The organism is Arthrobacter sp. AFG7.2, assembly GCF_002892835.1.
In the GTDB taxonomy this organism is placed as follows: domain Bacteria; phylum Actinomycetota; class Actinomycetes; order Actinomycetales; family Micrococcaceae; genus Arthrobacter.
In genome coordinates this window covers 181,426-195,813 of the sequence record NZ_PJMB01000006.1, presented here as the reverse complement: position 1 = coordinate 195,813, position 14,388 = coordinate 181,426, and the positions used below count along the sequence as shown (strand labels likewise).

The following is a 14,388-nucleotide window of genomic DNA, read 5'->3' as shown; positions in this document are numbered from 1 at the left end:
CAACAGGCCGCGTGCTGCGGCGTGGGACCCACAGTAGGTTGCAGAAGTTTCAACCAGGTTTCAGTTGTGTTAGCGGCCGCTCTCCGCCGGGCTGCTTGGCACCGGCCTGCCGCAACGCGCTCATTTTCCCCAGGTTCTGCCGCCGGAAAGGCCGGTGACGACGGCGTTTCGCCGGGACACGCCGTCGTCCTCCTTGAAAGGTGGGGAGACGCAGCGGCCTACTTTTCCTGAGTTAGCCGCGCCAGGATCTCGTCAATGGTCTGGACCGGCTGGCGGTAGCTCGTTGAGAGGATGCGCAGCATGTCCGCCGCGTCCTGGTTGTCCTCGGAGGCCATCGCATCCTTCGCGTAGGTGACCCGGATGTTGTGCGCGAAGGCGTCCGCTCCGGTCTGGGCGATGCAGTTGTGCGTGGACACTCCGACGAGCACCACCTCGTCAGCACCCCAGTTGCGCAGCCGGGACAGCAGGTTTGTGCCGACGAAGGCACTGTCCCGCGTCTTGTTCAGCTGGGGCAGGCCGTCGATGGCGAGGCCGGGCACGGCTTGGGCCTGCTCGCTGCCGCGGAAGATGAACCCTTGGTCGTCGTCCAGCATGTTCAGGGACCAGGTGGACTTGTCCCGCTCATGCTCGGTGCCCACGATCAGCGCCTTGTGCCCGCTTGCCTTGAAGGCCTCGAGCAGCCTGTTGCAGGATGCCACCAGCTGCTCCTGCCGGGCCGCAAGTTCGGGTGCCTCGAAGAACGCGTTCTGCATGTCGATGACAAGAAGGGCAATCATATGGGTACCTTTCCTCGTTGAGCTTTCGGGGAAAGGTACCCCCTGACCGGCCGGGTGAAACCTAGGGCGCCGACTCGCGGATTTTCAGCTGGAACCCCGCTTCGACGTGCAGTCCCTGGCTACCCGCCTCAACTCCCTCGACCCGGTCGATCAGCAGGCCAATGGAACGTTCGGCGATCTCCTCCATACCCGGCGAGATGGTGGTCAGGGACGGTGAGGCGAACCGGGCTTCATCGATATCGTCAAAGCCCGCCACCGCCACGTCCTGCGGAACACGGACGCCGCGGATCAGGAGTTCGTGCAGGGCACCCAGGGCCAGGACGTCGTTCAGGCCGAAGACGGCGTCGAAATCCACACCCCTTTCCAGCAGCCCGGCTACGGCGGCGGCTCCGTTGTCCCGGCGCCACTCACACGGAGCGATCAGTGCCGGGTCGAAAGGGACCCCTGCCCGGTCCAGCGCCTCGCGGTAGCCGTTAAGCCGCAGGCCTGCGCTGCCCGCGGACTCCTCCGGGTGGGCGCCTATCACCGCAATGCGATGGCGGCCGGAGGCCAGCAGGTGCGCGGTCAAGGCCGCGGCGGCTTCCCCGTTCTTCATGGTGACCAGGTCGAACCGGGGATCGAGGATATGTTCCCCCAGCAGGACCAGGGGTTTCTTGCCGAGTCGGGCCGCGATAGTGTCAGCGTCGATCATCAGCGGGGTGAACAGCAGGCCGTCAGTGAGCTGGCGGAAGGGGCCCTGCAGTGCATTCAGCTCAACGTCGGCCACGGCGTCCGACTGTTCCACCAGCACCCGGTAGCCCCGCCGCGATGCCGCCTTCATCAGCCTGGATGCGAGCTCTGCGTAGTACGGCGATGACAGGTCTGACAGGACCAGGCCCAGCATGCGGGTTTTCCCTGATCGAAGGCTTCGTGCTGTCAGGTTCGCCTCGTAGCCCAGCTCCGCGATGGCGTCCTCGACCCGCTGTTTGGTGGCCGGACGAATGAACTCGTAGTCATTCAGCACATTGGAAACAGTCTTGAGCGACACCCCCGCCGCCTTCGCAACGTCATTCATGGTGACCGCCATTGTGCTCCTTCGTGTGGTTCCGCCAGTTGCTGCCATACATCGTTGCAGAAGTTGGGACCGGGGCGGCAACTGCGGGACGCGCGCCGGCCCGGCGAAGGCGTGGGCCGCGGTTTCAGTCCTTCGCTGCTTTTGCTGCTGCCTTGGCGGCCTGCTTGCTGGCGCGGACCTTGGTGAGCGACTCCGGGTCCACGATGTCAGCCACGGAGAGATACGAGCCTTCCTCACCGTAATGCCCGGCAGCCTCCCGCCACCCCGGCGCCCGCAGGCCGCACTGCTTGCCCAGGAGCGCCAGGAAGATCCTGGCTTTCTGCTCTCCGAAGCCGGGCAGGGCCTTCAGCCGGCGCAACACCTCGGCACCGTCCGGGTTGTCCCTGGTCCAGATGGCGGTTGCATCCCCGTCCCATTCGTTCTGCACCGTTTCAGCGAGCGCCTGCACCCGTGCAGCCATTGAGCCGGGGAAGCGGTGGACGGCGGGCCGCTCCTTGAACATCTCCACAAAGGCCTGCGGTTCATGCTCCGCGATGGCCTGGGGCGTCATGGACCCGATCCGTGTCCTGATTTTCTCCGGCCCCGCAAACGCGGATTCCATGGTCACCTGCTGGTCCAGCAGCATTCCCGTGAGGAGTGCGAAGCCGTCTTCGCTCAACAACTTGTCCGCGGCGGGGTCCCCTGTGATGTGCAGTTCCATGCGGACCATCCTCCCACCCGCGGGCCGCCGTCGTCATTCGCCCATGTCCGGGAGGGCTACTGTCCCACGGCCAGCCGGATCATGGACCAGGACACTGCCGGCAGTTCGGCGGTGAGGCGGCCGCCGTCGGCCTTTGCGGTGACGTTTTCCGTAGGCAGGACGGAGGTCGAGTCGTCAGCGGTTGCCTGCCAGTACGGATCCTTGTTCGCGTAGCTGACAGCCTCCACCACGCGCACGTTGCCCAGGCCGGACACGACGGCGTCGAGGCCGAGCGAGTCAGTAACCGAGCGGTTTACGGCAAACACCACGGCCTCGCCCTTCTCAGCGTCATACGTTGCGACGGCGGACACTGCGGCAAAGCCGGTCGTCTTGCCGCCGCTGGCAAGCGGGGATTCGACGGCGAGCTGGAGGACGGTTCCGGAGGCGTGGCGGGAGGTGAGGGCGAAGGGGTGGAACGTGGTCTGCTTCCAGGCGCGGCCGCCGGGCTCGGTCATGATCGGGGCGATCACGTTGACCAGTTGCGCCAGGCTGGCTGAGTGGACCCGGTCCGTGTTCTTGAGCAGGGTGATCAGGAGATCACCGACGACGACGGCGTCCGCCACCGTGTAGGTGTCCTCAAGCAAGACGGGGGCCACCGGCCAGTCCTTGCCGGTGGGAGCCCGCGACTCGTCCCGGCTCATGTGCCACACGTTCCACTCATCGAAGGAGATGTTGACCTGCCTGGTGGACTTCTTCACCGACTTCACATGGTCGATATGGCTCACGATGTCATGAATGAATGCTTCCATCCGGTGGCCGGCGGAGAGGTGTTCCTGCAGGTCCCCGAAGTCCTCGAAGTACTGGTGCGCCGAGATCAGGTCCACCAGCTCGTAGGTTTCAGAGAGGACAACGCGCTCCCATTCGCCGAAGGTGCTCATGGTGGGGCCGGAGCTGCCGCACGCCACAAGTTCCAGGTCGGGCTCGATCATGCGCATGCCGCGGGCGGTGTCCGCTGCCAGCCGTCCGTATTCGAGGGCGTTCTTGTGTCCGATCTGCCAGGGGCCGTCCATCTCGTTGCCCAGGCACCACATCTTGATGCCGTAGCCGTTCCCGGCACCGTTGGCGCGGCGCTGCTCGGAAAAGGCGGTACCGCCGTCGATGTTGCAGTACTCCAGCAGGTCCAGCGCTTCCTGCGTGCCGCGCGTACCCAGGTTCACGGCCATCATGGTTTCAACCCCGGCCTTCGCGGACCACTTCGCGAACTCGTCAACACCCACCAGGTTGGGATCAGTGGAGTGCCAGGCCAAGTCAAGCCGGACCGGCCGCTTGTCGGCGGGGCCAACACCGTCCTCCCAGCGGTAGCCGGAGACAAAGTTGCCGCCCGGATAGCGGACCGTGGAGACGCCCAGTTCGCGGGTCAGCTCCAGCACGTCACTGCGGAAGCCGTCCTCGTCCGCTTTAGGGTGCTCCGGCTCGAAAATGCCGGTGTACACACAGCGGCCAAGATGCTCCACGAAGGCACCGAAGGTGCGCCGCCGGACCGGCCCCACGGCAAAAGCGGGGTCCATAGTGATCTTGGCGGTGGCTGATTCTGCAGCGGTCACGAAAACATCCTCGTTTCAGGTTCTACAACGTTATAGAAATATTGTTCGTGCTGCCGCCGCGGTAGTCAAGCTCCCAGCCGGAACAGGGCGTGGCAGGGACAACCGGAACCGCCGGGGCCCGCGGTTGACGCCACCTCCGGCAATGCCGGCAGCCTGGCACATGGGCCGGAAGTCCAAGTAGTACCTAATCTGAAAATCGGGTACCGCTTACGCATTCACCGGCATCAAAGGCGCAACTAAGTTCTTGTCAGAGACAAGACATGTTCTGACTCGTAGTACTTGGCTCACTAGGGGGTGTGAGACTGCAATGCACGCACAGCACAAGAGTTCGGCTTTCCCGGTCCGCAGGACACGGGTACATAACGGGGCCGGCGACGAGGAGGCCTTTGAGACCAAGGCCTCTCCCCCAGCCGTCGCCGGCCCTCTCCATTCCCAGCAGGAAAAGACCCGCCGGCACGTCCCGGCGAGCCTGGCCCCGGCCGGGCCAGGACTCTCGGAGAACGTCCACCACGACGGGCTCCTGCTTGACCTGGTAAGCGGCACGCACACCCTGCGTGACTCCCTTGATGTGCTTGCCGCGGCGGCTGTCCGGAAGGTTGCGCGGGCGACGGGCCTGCGGATTGAATGCGGCGCCGTGGTGCACCAGGTGAAGAGGAACCCTGTTGTCACGGGCACCGATGACGGCCTTGTGGAGCTCCTGGAGTGGGAGCAGCAAGCCAAGGAAGGGCCCCTGAGCGAAGTGCTCGTCGGCGGCCATCCTGTGGCAGTACTGCAGCGGAACGGTGACTTTCGCTGGCCCCGCTACTCTACGCAACTCCAGCTGGCAGGGTTTGGCAGCGCCATGGCCATCCGGCTTCGGGTCACAAGCGAGGCTGCGGACGGGGATGCAGGTGCAGGTGAAACACTCGCTGCCCTGGCGCTGTTTGCCCAGGACGCCAAGGCCTTCCCGCTGCAGGTTATCGCGGAAGCCCGCAGCTTCGCCGGGCTCGCGGCCAAGAGCCTTGAAGTGGCCGTCAGCCTCCATGGAGCCAAGGCAACGGCCACAGACCTGCGCTCGGCCCTGGACAGCCGCACGTCCATCAACGTTGCCTGCGGTGTGATCATGGCCCAGAACCGGTGCTCGTACCAGGAGGCTTTTGCCATTCTTGCCAAGGCTTCCAGCCACCGGAACATCAAGGTGCGCTGGGTGGCGGAGGACATCCTCAAGCGGCTGCCTGAGGGTCCTCCGCGGGCGCACTTCGGGGTGTAGGCCTTCCGGCCCCGATCCCCTGCTGCCCCGATCCCGCCGTCAGATGCCTCCGGCCAGCTTGTAGTACGCGGCGTTCCAGTTCAGGTCCTTCTTGAACTGCCGGATGGTGGTGCCTTCGTCGATCGTCAGCAGTTCGGTTTTGGCGATCTCCGCGAAGTCCTCGAACACATCCATGCCCACCTGCGTGGACAGGACGGTGTGGTGCGCGGCTCCGGCCGTCAGCCAGGCTGCCGCTGAGGTGGCAAAGTCCGGCTTGGGCTCCCACAGGGCGCGCGCCACGGGCAGGTTGGGCAGCGGCTGGTCCAGCGGGACAACGTCGACGGCGTTGGCCACCAGGCGGAAACGGTCCCGCATGTCTGACAGGGCCACCACCACGCCCGCGGAAGCATCGGCGTCGAACACCAGGCGGACCGGGTCCTCCTTGCCGCCAATGCCCAGGGGGTGGATTTCCAACCGGGGTTTTGTTGCCGTCAGGGAGGGGCAGACCTCAAGCATGTGGGCCCCGAGGATCTTCTCAGCCCCGGGCTCCAGGTGGTAGGTGTAGTCCTCCATGAGGGACGCGCCGCCGGGCAGCCCTGCGCCCATCACCTTGGCGGCCCTGACCAGGATGGCGGTTTTCCAGTCGCCCTCGGCGCCGAAGCCGTAACCGGCCGCCATCAGCCTCTGCACGGCCAGGCCGGGGAGCTGGCGGAGGGCGCCCAGGTCCTCGAAGGAGGTGGTGAACGCCGCCGAGCCGTTGGCTTCCAGGAAGCTGCGCAGGCCCAGCTCGATCCGGGCGCCGTAGCGCAGCGATTCGTGCCGGGCGTCCCCGGAGCGGAGCTCCGGAACCACGTCGTAGAGGTCCTCGTATTCCGCAACCAAGGCGTCGACGTCGGACTCTTCGGCGCCGTGGACGGCGTCTGCGAGCTCATTGACGGACCACGTGTTGACTGCGACGCCGAAGCGCAGCTCAGCTTCGGTCTTGTCGCCTTCGGTAACGGCGACGTTGCGCATGTTGTCACCGAAGCGGGTCAGCTTCAGGGTGCGGACGGCAGCCCAGCCGGCGGCGGCGCGCTGCCATGAACCCACTTGGCGCGCCACCTCGGGGTTGGAAACGTGGCCCACCACGGTCTTGCGGGCGATGCCCAGCCGTGACTGGATGTATCCGAACTCGCGGTCGCCATGGGCGGCCTGGTTCAGGTTCATGAAGTCGAAGTCGATGTCCGCCCAGGGCAGGTCCCGGTTGGCCTGCGTGTGCAGGTGCAGCAGCGGCTTGCGGAGCAGGTCCAGGCCCTGGATCCACATCTTGGCCGGGCTGAAGGTGTGCATCCAGGCCGTGACGCCAATGACGGAATCATCGGAGTTGGCCTCGAGGGCGGTGCGGCGGATCGCGTCCGAATCGGTCAGGACCGGTTTCCAGACAATCCGCACCGGCACTGACGACGAGGCGTTGAGCTGGTTGGCGATCTCCTGCGACTGCGCGGCCACCTGCTTGAGGACGTCCTCGCCATAGAGGTGCTGGCTGCCGGTGAGGAACCAGACCTCATAGCCGTCAAGTGAAGTGTGTGCTGCGGTGCTCATGGGTTCTCCTGGAAATTTTTGGGGGCGACGGCAGTGAAAACTACTGGCCGTACACGTTCTGGTAGCGGGCGTACAGGGAGTCGATGTGCCCCTGGTCAATGGCAAGGGGCTCGCCCAGCTGCCGGGCGATGTGGACGGTGCGGGCGACTTCCTCGCACATTACGGCGGCCTTGACCGCGGACTTTGCATCCTTGCCGACGGTGAACGGGCCGTGGTTCTGCATCAGGACGGCCGGTGAGTTGGAGTTCTTCAGTGTCTCCACGATGCCGTGCCCGATTGAATCGTCGCCAATGAGCGCAAACGGGCCGACGGGGATAGAGCCGCCGAATTCATCGCTCATCATCGTCAGGACGCAGGGGATGGCCTCACCCCTGGCTGCCCACGCCGTGGCGTAGGTGGAGTGCGTGTGCACCACCCCGCCCACCTCGGGCATGTGCCGGTAGACGTAGGCGTGCGCGGCAGTGTCCGACGACGGCGACAGCGGCGGGTTGCCCCACTCACCCTGCGCGTCGCCATCCACGGGAACGCCGTAGAGGTCGGTGACAACCATCTGGTCCGGGGACAGGTCCTGGTAGGAGACGCCGGAGGGCTTGATGACCATGAGTTCCTGGCCGGGCACGCGGGCGGAGACATTGCCTGCGGTCCACACCACCAGTTCGTAACGCGTCAGTTCAGCATGCAGGGCGCAGACCTCGTCGCGGACGCGGGCGATTGTTTCCAGGAGTCCTGTTCCGGCGCTCATGCGGACACCTCCACGGCTGCCATTGAAACGGAGGGCTCAGCACCCAGGACGGAACCGGCAGCCCTGCGCTGGATGGCCTTGAGCCGGTGCATCACGTCATTGCTGCCGCGGCCGAAGTAGTCGTGGAGCGTCTTGTATTCCTGGAAGAGTTCCTCGTAAGCTGCGACGTTCTCCGGGATGGGCGTGTAAACCTCGCCGGGTTCGGAGCCCATGGCGGCGGCAGCTTCGCGGATGTCAGCGTACTTTCCGGCAGCCACGGCGGCGTGGATGGCCGAGCCGAGGGCCGGGCCCTGGGCGGAACCGATCGTTGAAAGCTGCAGGCCGGTGGCGTCAGCATAGATCTGCATGAGGAGCGGGTTCTTCAGCAGACCGCCGGCAACAATGAACTCTTTTACCGGAACGCCGGAGTCGCGGAACGCGTCCACGATGGTGCGGGTACCGAAGGCGGTGGCTTCAAGCAGGGCACGATAGGTGTCCTCTGGACGCGTAGCCAAAGTCTGCCCCACGACGATCCCGGAAAGCTCGTGGTCCACCAGCACCGAGCGGTTGCCGGAGTGCCAGTCGAGGGCGATCAGCCCGTGCTCCCCGATTGCCTGGCGGGAGGCCAGACCGGTGAGGTATTCGTGGATGCCAAGGCCCGCTTCTTCAGCGGCGCGGTGGTATTCAGGCGGCACCCCGTACTTCGTGAACCAGCCGAAGATATCGCCGACGCCGGACTGGCCGGCCTCGTAGCCCCACAGTCCGTCCACGACCCCGCCGTCCACCACCCCGCACATGCCGGGGACTTCACGCAGCTCCGTTCCGTTCATCACGTGGCAGGTGGACGTTCCCATGATCGCCACGAGCTGGCCGGGGTCCACGGCTTTCGCTGCCGGTGCCGTGACGTGTGCGTCCACGTTGCCCACGGCCACGGCGATGCCTTCCGGCAGTCCGGTCCAGGCCGCCGCCTCGGCGGTAAGGTAGCCGGCGGCGTCACCGAGGCGGCCGATGGTGTGCTCGAGCTTGCTGTTGACGAAGTCCTTGAACTGCGGGTTCAGCGCGGCGAGGAAGTCCTCCGACGGGTAGCGCCCATCCTGGTAGATCCCCTTGTAGCCGGCGGTGCAGGCGTTGCGGACGTACGTGCCGCAGAGCTGCCACACGATCCAGTCCGCGGCCTCCACCCAGTGGTCCATCGCCGCATAGGCCTCCGGGTCCTCCTCGAGCAGCTGCAGTCCCTTGGCGAACTCCCATTCCGAGGAGATCAGCCCGCCATAACGCGGCAGCCAGTCTTCGCCGCGCTCGGCGGCCAGCTGGTTGATCCGGTCCGCCTGCGGCTGCGCGGCATGGTGGCGCCAGAGCTTCACGTAGGCGTGGGGACGGCTGCGGAAGCGGTCCAGTTCATTCAGCGGGGTGCCGTCGGAAGTGACCGGCACCATGGTGCAGGCGGTGAAGTCCGTGGCGATTCCGACGACGGCGGACGGATCGATTCTCGCGTCGGCCAGTGCAGCGGGAACGGCATGGCGCAGGACGTCGCGGTAATCGTTGGGTACCTGCAGCGCCCATTCGCCGGGAAGCCGGACGGCAGTTCCGTCGGCGTTGCGGCCCGCCACGTCTTCCGGCAGGAGGTCAGTCACCACTGCGTGCGGGTACTCGAACACGCCGCTGCCGAGCTCTTTGCCGTCGCGAACGCGCACAACCACGGCGCGGCCCGAGAGCGTTCCATAATCCACGCCGATAACAAACGTGTCCGGGGCGTCCACTGCATCCATAAGAACTTCCTCCATAGCTGCCGCCACTTCGCGGCCTGCGTCAATTGTGAGCGCTAACAAGTAGGAAGTCAACAGTCTCCGGGAGCTTCACTCAAGGACGGCGAAAGCCGAAAGGCGGGCGCAGTGCGGTGGCGCGGCCTCATGCATCGGACTCAACCGCCGTCCATCGGGGTAAGGACAGGTAAGAATGGATTCTGGCGAAATGAGGGGAACGCTGTGGAAGGTGCAGGCGCTGTTGTGGAGACTACCCCCGCCCGGCGTGCCGCCGGGCCTACTTCCCATGCATGGATCGCCGGCCCGATGTCCGCCGGCGCAGGGCTGGCCGCGCACCTGGCTGCCGGCGGCAGGGCGCCCGGGTTCCTCATCGTTGTGGCTTTGGCCGCCCTGCTGGGCATGGCTGCTTCCATTGCAGGCCGACGTCGGCTGCCCGGCTGGGCGGCGCTCCTCGCCGCCGGACTGGCGCAGCAGCTGCTGCACCTGGCGTTCGCAGCATTCTCCACGGCCAGCGGATTCTCCCTGCCGGGACACCATGGCGATGCTTCCGCACCGGCACCCGGCGCTCCTTTGCCGGCGGGATCAGGCGCCCACGACCTGCACCTGATGCTGCACCTTCACGTGGCGGCAGCCCTCGTGGTTTCGCTGGCCGTCACGCAATGGACCAAGGTGGTTTCAATGGTGCAGGGCCGGCGGTCAGGTGTTAAGCGTTCCCCTGGCGATGCTGACGCTTGAATGCGCGGGGTTGCCGTCCACGGGTTCGTCGGAGACATCGACGATCGGATAGTCCGAGAGCTCCAGGCCCGCGGGCAGCTGGAAGGTTCCAGAGTCCGAATTCATCACTCCCAGGCTCACCAGGCGTGAGAGGTCGGAGGCAATCAGCCACACCTCCTGGTAACCCTGCGCCTCGTCCTTGCTGAGCCGGACCTCCAACGCACGCGCGCCGTCGGCACTTTCCACCACCTTCGCGGAACCTGCGGCAGAGTATTGGGCCAGCGGTGCCAGGTCGGCTTCGGCCAGCGGCCGGGGTGCCTGGTTGAGGGACCACACCGCGCCTGCCGTCACCAGGACCGCTGCCGCGGCCGCAGCCATCCAGGGTCCCGGGCGCTGCCACCAGGCTGCAGCACGCCGTGCTGCAGGGCCGGTTGCGCCCCGGCGCTGCTCAGGGCGGGATACGGTCCGGCCCTGAAGCTGGACAGGCTCCGCCAAACTTTCGCGTTCTGCAGCCTGCTGTCCCTCGAGCCCACTCAAAGGATCTTCCTGCACAGCCTCGGACAACCCCAGCTCACAGTGGATTCCTGCCCAGACCTGCGGGCCAGGCGCCTCCAGCAGGCGGGCATCCGGCGTGGTCCTGACCGCGTCAACGGTGCGGCGCAATGCGGCGAAATCTGCCGCGCATTCCGGGCAGACCCGCAGATGTTCCCTGCTGTCGCCGTCCTCCCAGTCCTCATACAGCGCAAGGAGGCTTAACTCTTCCGGATCAGGATGCGGCATGGTTTACCTCCAATCTGTTTCTTAGGTGGGACAAGCTGCGGCGGATGTGGCTTTTGACCGTACCAAGGGGCAGGCCAAGTTTTTGCGAGATCTGGTCATGCGTCAGGTCATCGTAGAAGGCCAGCTTCATGATGGACCCCTGGGGCTCGCCGAGACGGTCCAGTTCCCCGTCGAGGAGGAGCCTGTCCGCCAGGATCTCGGCGTCTTGATGGCCGGCAGCCGCTTCGTCGGCCATTCCGGAGCCCGCCACTGCCACTGCTTTCCGGGTTTCCCGTGCCGAGGCCGACAAGGTGTCCGAGATGACGTTCCGGGTAATGCCTACAATCCATGCAGGCAGCCGGGCAACTTGCGGATTGAACGTGCTCCGGAAGCGCCACACGCGGATAAAGACCTCCTGCGTGACGTCGTCCGCAGCTGCCCTGTCCGAAAGGGAACGCAGCGCCAGGGTGTGGACCAGCGGAGCAAACTCCCGGTAGGCGGCCGCCAGCGCACGTTCATCTCCTGCAAGGAGTGACGGTGTCAGGCCGTCTTCCCACCCCGGCGGAGCCTGGTCGGCAGGTACCAAACGGGGCTCCTTCGCGGCATTGGTGGCGAGAGTCAAGGCAGGATCACCGCTTACTCCAGGACCGCGGTGACAATCACATTGTCGCTGTAGTCCATACGTTCGTCCAGCCACTCGCCGCCGCACGTGATGACTTTAAGTTCATGCTGCCCGGACCGCCGGAACACGGAGCTTCCGTCGAATCTGTCCTTGGCCATCAACTCGACACTCACCACCCGGTACTTCAGTGCAGGCGCACCCTCGCGGCCCACCTCCACCACGGTTCCGGCCGCCACGGACTTCAACGCGGAAAACGGCGCATTGTCAGACTTCGTATCGATGTGTCCGGCAATGACGGCGGTACCCGCGGCGGCTCCCGGAGCCGGGCCGAAGCGGTACCAGCCGGCACGGTCGAACGCGTCCGGTATTTCCATTGCCCCACTGTCCGAAACTCCGACCGGCACCACCGGCATATTAATCGGAGTACCGGCAACGGTGAGCGAAACCGGGACGGGAGCCGCCACTGCCGCTTCAGGAGCGGCAGGCCGCACCGGAATATCCGGGACGGCCGCCGGGCTGGTTGGAGCCGCGGTGATGGCCGGCACGGGACTTACAGGCTGGGCGGGGACAGACTGGGCCGGGACAGCCTGCCCGGCCGCCTGGGCGGCAGACGGGACCGAAGATGCTGCCGGAACCGGCGGAGCGGCCGCGCAGGACGAAAGCAGCAGGGCCCCCGCGAGGAGAACCCCACCCCCGGAAACAACGGAGGAACGACGGCGGGACTCCCCTGCCGTCGTCGGGCCTTTCTTCATGTGTCCGGCTTTCATCTCTCGGGCCTTTCGTGCGTGATCCTGGGTGCTCACCTGCAAGCCCTCGGCGGGAAATGCGGTGGCCGCCCGGTTGGTACCGGGCGGCCACCAGTGGTTCTACTCTGCGCGACGTGCTGCGACGGTACGGGCTACGCCCACGCCGCCGAGGAGCAGTGCCAGGGCTGCAGCACCGATTCCGAGCGTGAGTGCGGCGGGATCCGAGGCGGCGCCGACAGTGGAGCCGTCAAGGGCGCCCGGGACAGAGCCCGGAGCGGAGTGCAGGCCCTCGATGGTCTGGACGGCCAGCTGCAGGTTGTTGTCCGCCAGGCTGCCCCAGGCGTACACCACGGTGTGCGTCCCTTCCGCGATGGTGACGTCAGCCGGGCCGATGACCGGGGCAGTGGTACCGGTGGCAGCGACTGCTGCCGACACGGTGCCGGGGTCAAGCGTGAGGGTCTGCTCGTTGGGGTTGGCCAGGTTGGAGACGACTGCGGCGCCGCCGGCCAGGACGTCCACGGCGGGAGCGGCAGCCGTGTGCCGGACCGTCAGTTTGCCCTTGCCTGCCTCAATCTGGGAGACATCGTTGGTGAAGAGGTTGGCGGTGGGGTTGCCCGCTGCGTCGAGGTTGGCGACGGCGGTGTAGTTGCCGTTGGCCGCCAGGGTGACGCTGACGGGGCCGATGACGGCAGCAGAGGCGTCGGCGGCATCCGAGGCGGTGATGGCGAGTTCGTAGGCTCCAGCCGGCAGTGCCAGCGGCCCGGCCAACGTTCCGGGGGCGAAATCGTCGAGGGTCCGGTCACCGTTGACCCAGACATCCACGGTCAGGCCCGGGACGCCGTGGAGGACGGACAGCTGGGCGTCCCCCTCCGCAGCCTGGGCCGGGCCGGCGAGAGCGATGGCTGCTGCGATTGCCCCTGCACCGGCGCCTGCTGTGAAAATCCTGTTGCGCATGTCTATCTCCATTGATCGGCCCGCCGTGCGGGCATTTTTTGCTTACACCTCTACTACCGGCGCAGCATCGGAGTTGGATGCACTTGCATTGAAAATTCTTAAGAATATTTTTTGGGCGGCCGGCGGCCGGGGCGCAGAGGCGGTCAGTCAGCAGGTCAGGAGGGAGCCGCTGCAGGCCGGGCGGCGCTTGCCCGGAGGACCAGTTCCGGCGTGACCACAGTGGAGCTTACGCCGGCACCGGCTTCGATCTCCTTGAGCATGATGTCCATGCAGCGCCGGCCCAGTTCCTCGAAGTCCTGCCGGACCGTTGTGAGCGGCGGGGTGAAGTACCCCGATTCCGGCTGGTCATCAAACCCGACCACGGAGACGTCGTCGGGCACATTAACCCCCGCTTCGGCAAACGCCCGCAGCACGCCAAGGGCCATTTGGTCGTTTCCCACGAAGAGCGCCGTAGCACTGCGATCGGCCGCGAGTTTCCGGCCGGCAGCATATCCACTGCCGGCACTCCAGTCGCCCTGCAGCAGGAGGTCATCGGCAAGTCCGGCGCGTTTGAGTGCCTCCCGCCAGCCTTCGGCGCGCTCGGAACCATCCGTCCAGTCGGATGGTCCTGCCAGATGGCCGATCCGGCGGTGGCCCTGCCCGATCAAGTGCTCGACGGCGAGTTCCGCACCGCGGCGCTGGTCCACCATGGCCCCGCTGACATTCCCGTTGCCAAGGGAGCCCACAGCCACCACAGGCACGGACAGCTGCATCTCGTCCAGGGCAAGCAGGGTGTCCGCATGGGGCACCAGCACCGCAATCCCGTCCACGGCCTGATCCATGAAGTGGCTGATGGCATCGAGGATGGCACTCCGGCTGACCTCGCGCAGGGCGGCGATGCTCACGAAATAGCCGGCGTTCCGGGCAGCCTGCTCCACCCCCAGGAGGGTATTGGCGGGGCCGTACTGCGACAGCTCGCTGGCCAGGACCCCAATGGTCTGCGAGCGCCGGGTCACCAGGCTCCGGGCAGCGGTGTTGCGCCGGTACCCCAGCTCGGCGATGGCGGCCTCCACCTTCACGCGGGTCGCTTCGCTCACGTTGGGGTGGTTGTTAACCACCCGGGAGACGGTCTGATGGGAGACCCCGGCCCTGTCCGCGACGTCTTCAAGGCGCGGCATCCGCCCCTTGCTGCTTTTTGCCATGTGATC

At 66.1% G+C, this 14,388-nt stretch carries 14 protein-coding genes; 2 read left to right on the top strand and 12 right to left on the bottom strand.

Translation table 11 applies throughout. The features are described from left to right. Nucleotides 1-218: 218 nt before the first annotated feature. From CXX84_RS12805 to CXX84_RS12790, 4 genes are all read right to left on the bottom strand, one after another. A complete protein-coding gene (locus tag CXX84_RS12805; RefSeq protein WP_102977088.1) occupies nucleotides 219-776 on the bottom strand; it encodes a cysteine hydrolase family protein in 558 nt (185 codons plus the stop codon). A 61-nt stretch (nucleotides 777-837) separates the two neighbouring features. Beyond that, nucleotides 838-1,842 (bottom strand): LacI family DNA-binding transcriptional regulator, encoded by a 1,005-nt coding sequence (locus CXX84_RS12800; RefSeq protein ID WP_102977087.1) that lies wholly within the window; start codon nucleotides 1,840-1,842, stop codon nucleotides 838-840. 112 nt (nucleotides 1,843-1,954) lie between these two features. Further along, entirely contained in the window at nucleotides 1,955-2,539 is a 585-nt protein-coding gene (locus CXX84_RS12795; protein WP_102977086.1) for an HhH-GPD-type base excision DNA repair protein, read from the bottom strand. Between the two features lie 47 nt (nucleotides 2,540-2,586). Further along, nucleotides 2,587-4,077, bottom strand: a complete 1,491-nt coding sequence (locus CXX84_RS12790) for an alpha-N-arabinofuranosidase (protein ID WP_411266213.1) — start codon at nucleotides 4,075-4,077, stop codon at nucleotides 2,587-2,589. Between the two features lie 343 nt (nucleotides 4,078-4,420). Here CXX84_RS12790 and CXX84_RS12785 point away from each other — a divergent pair, with 343 nt between their 5' ends. Next, nucleotides 4,421-5,362: an ANTAR domain-containing protein gene (locus tag CXX84_RS12785; protein WP_102977084.1), complete on the top strand. Its 942-nt coding sequence runs from the start codon at nucleotides 4,421-4,423 to the stop codon at nucleotides 5,360-5,362. A 39-nt stretch (nucleotides 5,363-5,401) separates the two neighbouring features. Here CXX84_RS12785 and araA read toward each other — a convergent pair whose 3' ends face one another. Genes araA through araB form a run of 3 tightly spaced genes read right to left on the bottom strand, consistent with a single transcriptional unit; the run spans nucleotide 5,402 to nucleotide 9,427 of the window. Then, nucleotides 5,402-6,922, bottom strand: coding sequence for an L-arabinose isomerase (gene araA / locus CXX84_RS12780; protein WP_102977083.1), 1,521 nt, complete (start codon nucleotides 6,920-6,922; stop codon nucleotides 5,402-5,404). Between the two features lie 40 nt (nucleotides 6,923-6,962). Further along, nucleotides 6,963-7,664: an L-ribulose-5-phosphate 4-epimerase gene (locus CXX84_RS12775; RefSeq protein ID WP_102977082.1), complete on the bottom strand. Its 702-nt coding sequence runs from the start codon at nucleotides 7,662-7,664 to the stop codon at nucleotides 6,963-6,965. Then, nucleotides 7,661-9,427 carry a ribulokinase gene (gene araB / locus CXX84_RS12770; RefSeq protein ID WP_411266212.1) on the bottom strand — a complete coding sequence of 589 codons (1,767 nt, stop codon included), beginning with the start codon at nucleotides 9,425-9,427 and terminating at the stop codon, nucleotides 7,661-7,663. Before araB ends, CXX84_RS12775 begins: the two co-directional genes overlap by 4 nt. A 222-nt stretch (nucleotides 9,428-9,649) precedes the next feature. Between araB and CXX84_RS12765 the strand changes: the two genes are divergently transcribed. Then, on the top strand, nucleotides 9,650-10,141 hold the full coding sequence (locus CXX84_RS12765) for a hypothetical protein (protein WP_189337587.1): 492 nt from the start codon (nucleotides 9,650-9,652) through the stop codon (nucleotides 10,139-10,141). Here CXX84_RS12765 and CXX84_RS12760 read toward each other — a convergent pair. The 5 genes from CXX84_RS12760 to CXX84_RS12740 form a co-directional block, all read right to left on the bottom strand. Further along, a complete protein-coding gene (locus CXX84_RS12760) occupies nucleotides 10,103-10,900 on the bottom strand; it encodes an anti-sigma factor (protein WP_102977080.1) in 798 nt (265 codons plus the stop codon). The genes CXX84_RS12765 and CXX84_RS12760 overlap by 39 nt on opposite strands. After that, nucleotides 10,887-11,501, bottom strand: coding sequence for an RNA polymerase sigma factor (locus tag CXX84_RS12755; RefSeq protein ID WP_411266211.1), 615 nt, complete (start codon nucleotides 11,499-11,501; stop codon nucleotides 10,887-10,889). The genes CXX84_RS12760 and CXX84_RS12755 overlap by 14 nt, the downstream gene beginning before the upstream one ends. Before the next feature lie 14 nt (nucleotides 11,502-11,515). Further along, nucleotides 11,516-12,253, bottom strand: a complete 738-nt coding sequence (locus CXX84_RS19350; protein WP_223253085.1) for a class F sortase — start codon at nucleotides 12,251-12,253, stop codon at nucleotides 11,516-11,518. 114 nt (nucleotides 12,254-12,367) lie between these two features. Continuing rightward, nucleotides 12,368-13,201: a DUF4397 domain-containing protein gene (locus tag CXX84_RS12745; protein WP_102977078.1), complete on the bottom strand. Its 834-nt coding sequence runs from the start codon at nucleotides 13,199-13,201 to the stop codon at nucleotides 12,368-12,370. 155 nt (nucleotides 13,202-13,356) lie between these two features. Next, entirely contained in the window at nucleotides 13,357-14,382 is a 1,026-nt protein-coding gene (locus CXX84_RS12740; RefSeq protein ID WP_102977077.1) for a LacI family DNA-binding transcriptional regulator, read from the bottom strand. Between the last annotated feature and the right edge of the window lie 6 nt (nucleotides 14,383-14,388).

Coding starts and splice junctions, on each gene's coding strand:
- CXX84_RS12805 (WP_102977088.1), bottom strand. CDS start 776: ATGATTGCCCTTCTTGTCATCGACATGCAGAACGCGTTCTTCGAGGCA.
- CXX84_RS12800 (WP_102977087.1), bottom strand. CDS start 1,842: ATGGCGGTCACCATGAATGACGTTGCGAAGGCGGCGGGGGTGTCGCTC.
- CXX84_RS12795 (WP_102977086.1), bottom strand. CDS start 2,539: ATGGTCCGCATGGAACTGCACATCACAGGGGACCCCGCCGCGGACAAG.
- CXX84_RS12790 (WP_411266213.1), bottom strand. CDS start 4,077: ATGGACCCCGCTTTTGCCGTGGGGCCGGTCCGGCGGCGCACCTTCGGT.
- CXX84_RS12785 (WP_102977084.1), top strand. CDS start 4,421: ATGCACGCACAGCACAAGAGTTCGGCTTTCCCGGTCCGCAGGACACGG.
- araA (WP_102977083.1), bottom strand. CDS start 6,922: ATGAGCACCGCAGCACACACTTCACTTGACGGCTATGAGGTCTGGTTC.
- CXX84_RS12775 (WP_102977082.1), bottom strand. CDS start 7,664: ATGAGCGCCGGAACAGGACTCCTGGAAACAATCGCCCGCGTCCGCGAC.
- araB (WP_411266212.1), bottom strand. CDS start 9,427: ATGGAGGAAGTTCTTATGGATGCAGTGGACGCCCCGGACACGTTTGTT.
- CXX84_RS12760 (WP_102977080.1), bottom strand. CDS start 10,900: ATGCCGCATCCTGATCCGGAAGAGTTAAGCCTCCTTGCGCTGTATGAG.
- CXX84_RS19350 (WP_223253085.1), bottom strand. CDS start 12,253: ATGAAGAAAGGCCCGACGACGGCAGGGGAGTCCCGCCGTCGTTCCTCC.
- CXX84_RS12745 (WP_102977078.1), bottom strand. CDS start 13,201: ATGCGCAACAGGATTTTCACAGCAGGCGCCGGTGCAGGGGCAATCGCA.
- CXX84_RS12740 (WP_102977077.1), bottom strand. CDS start 14,382: ATGGCAAAAAGCAGCAAGGGGCGGATGCCGCGCCTTGAAGACGTCGCG.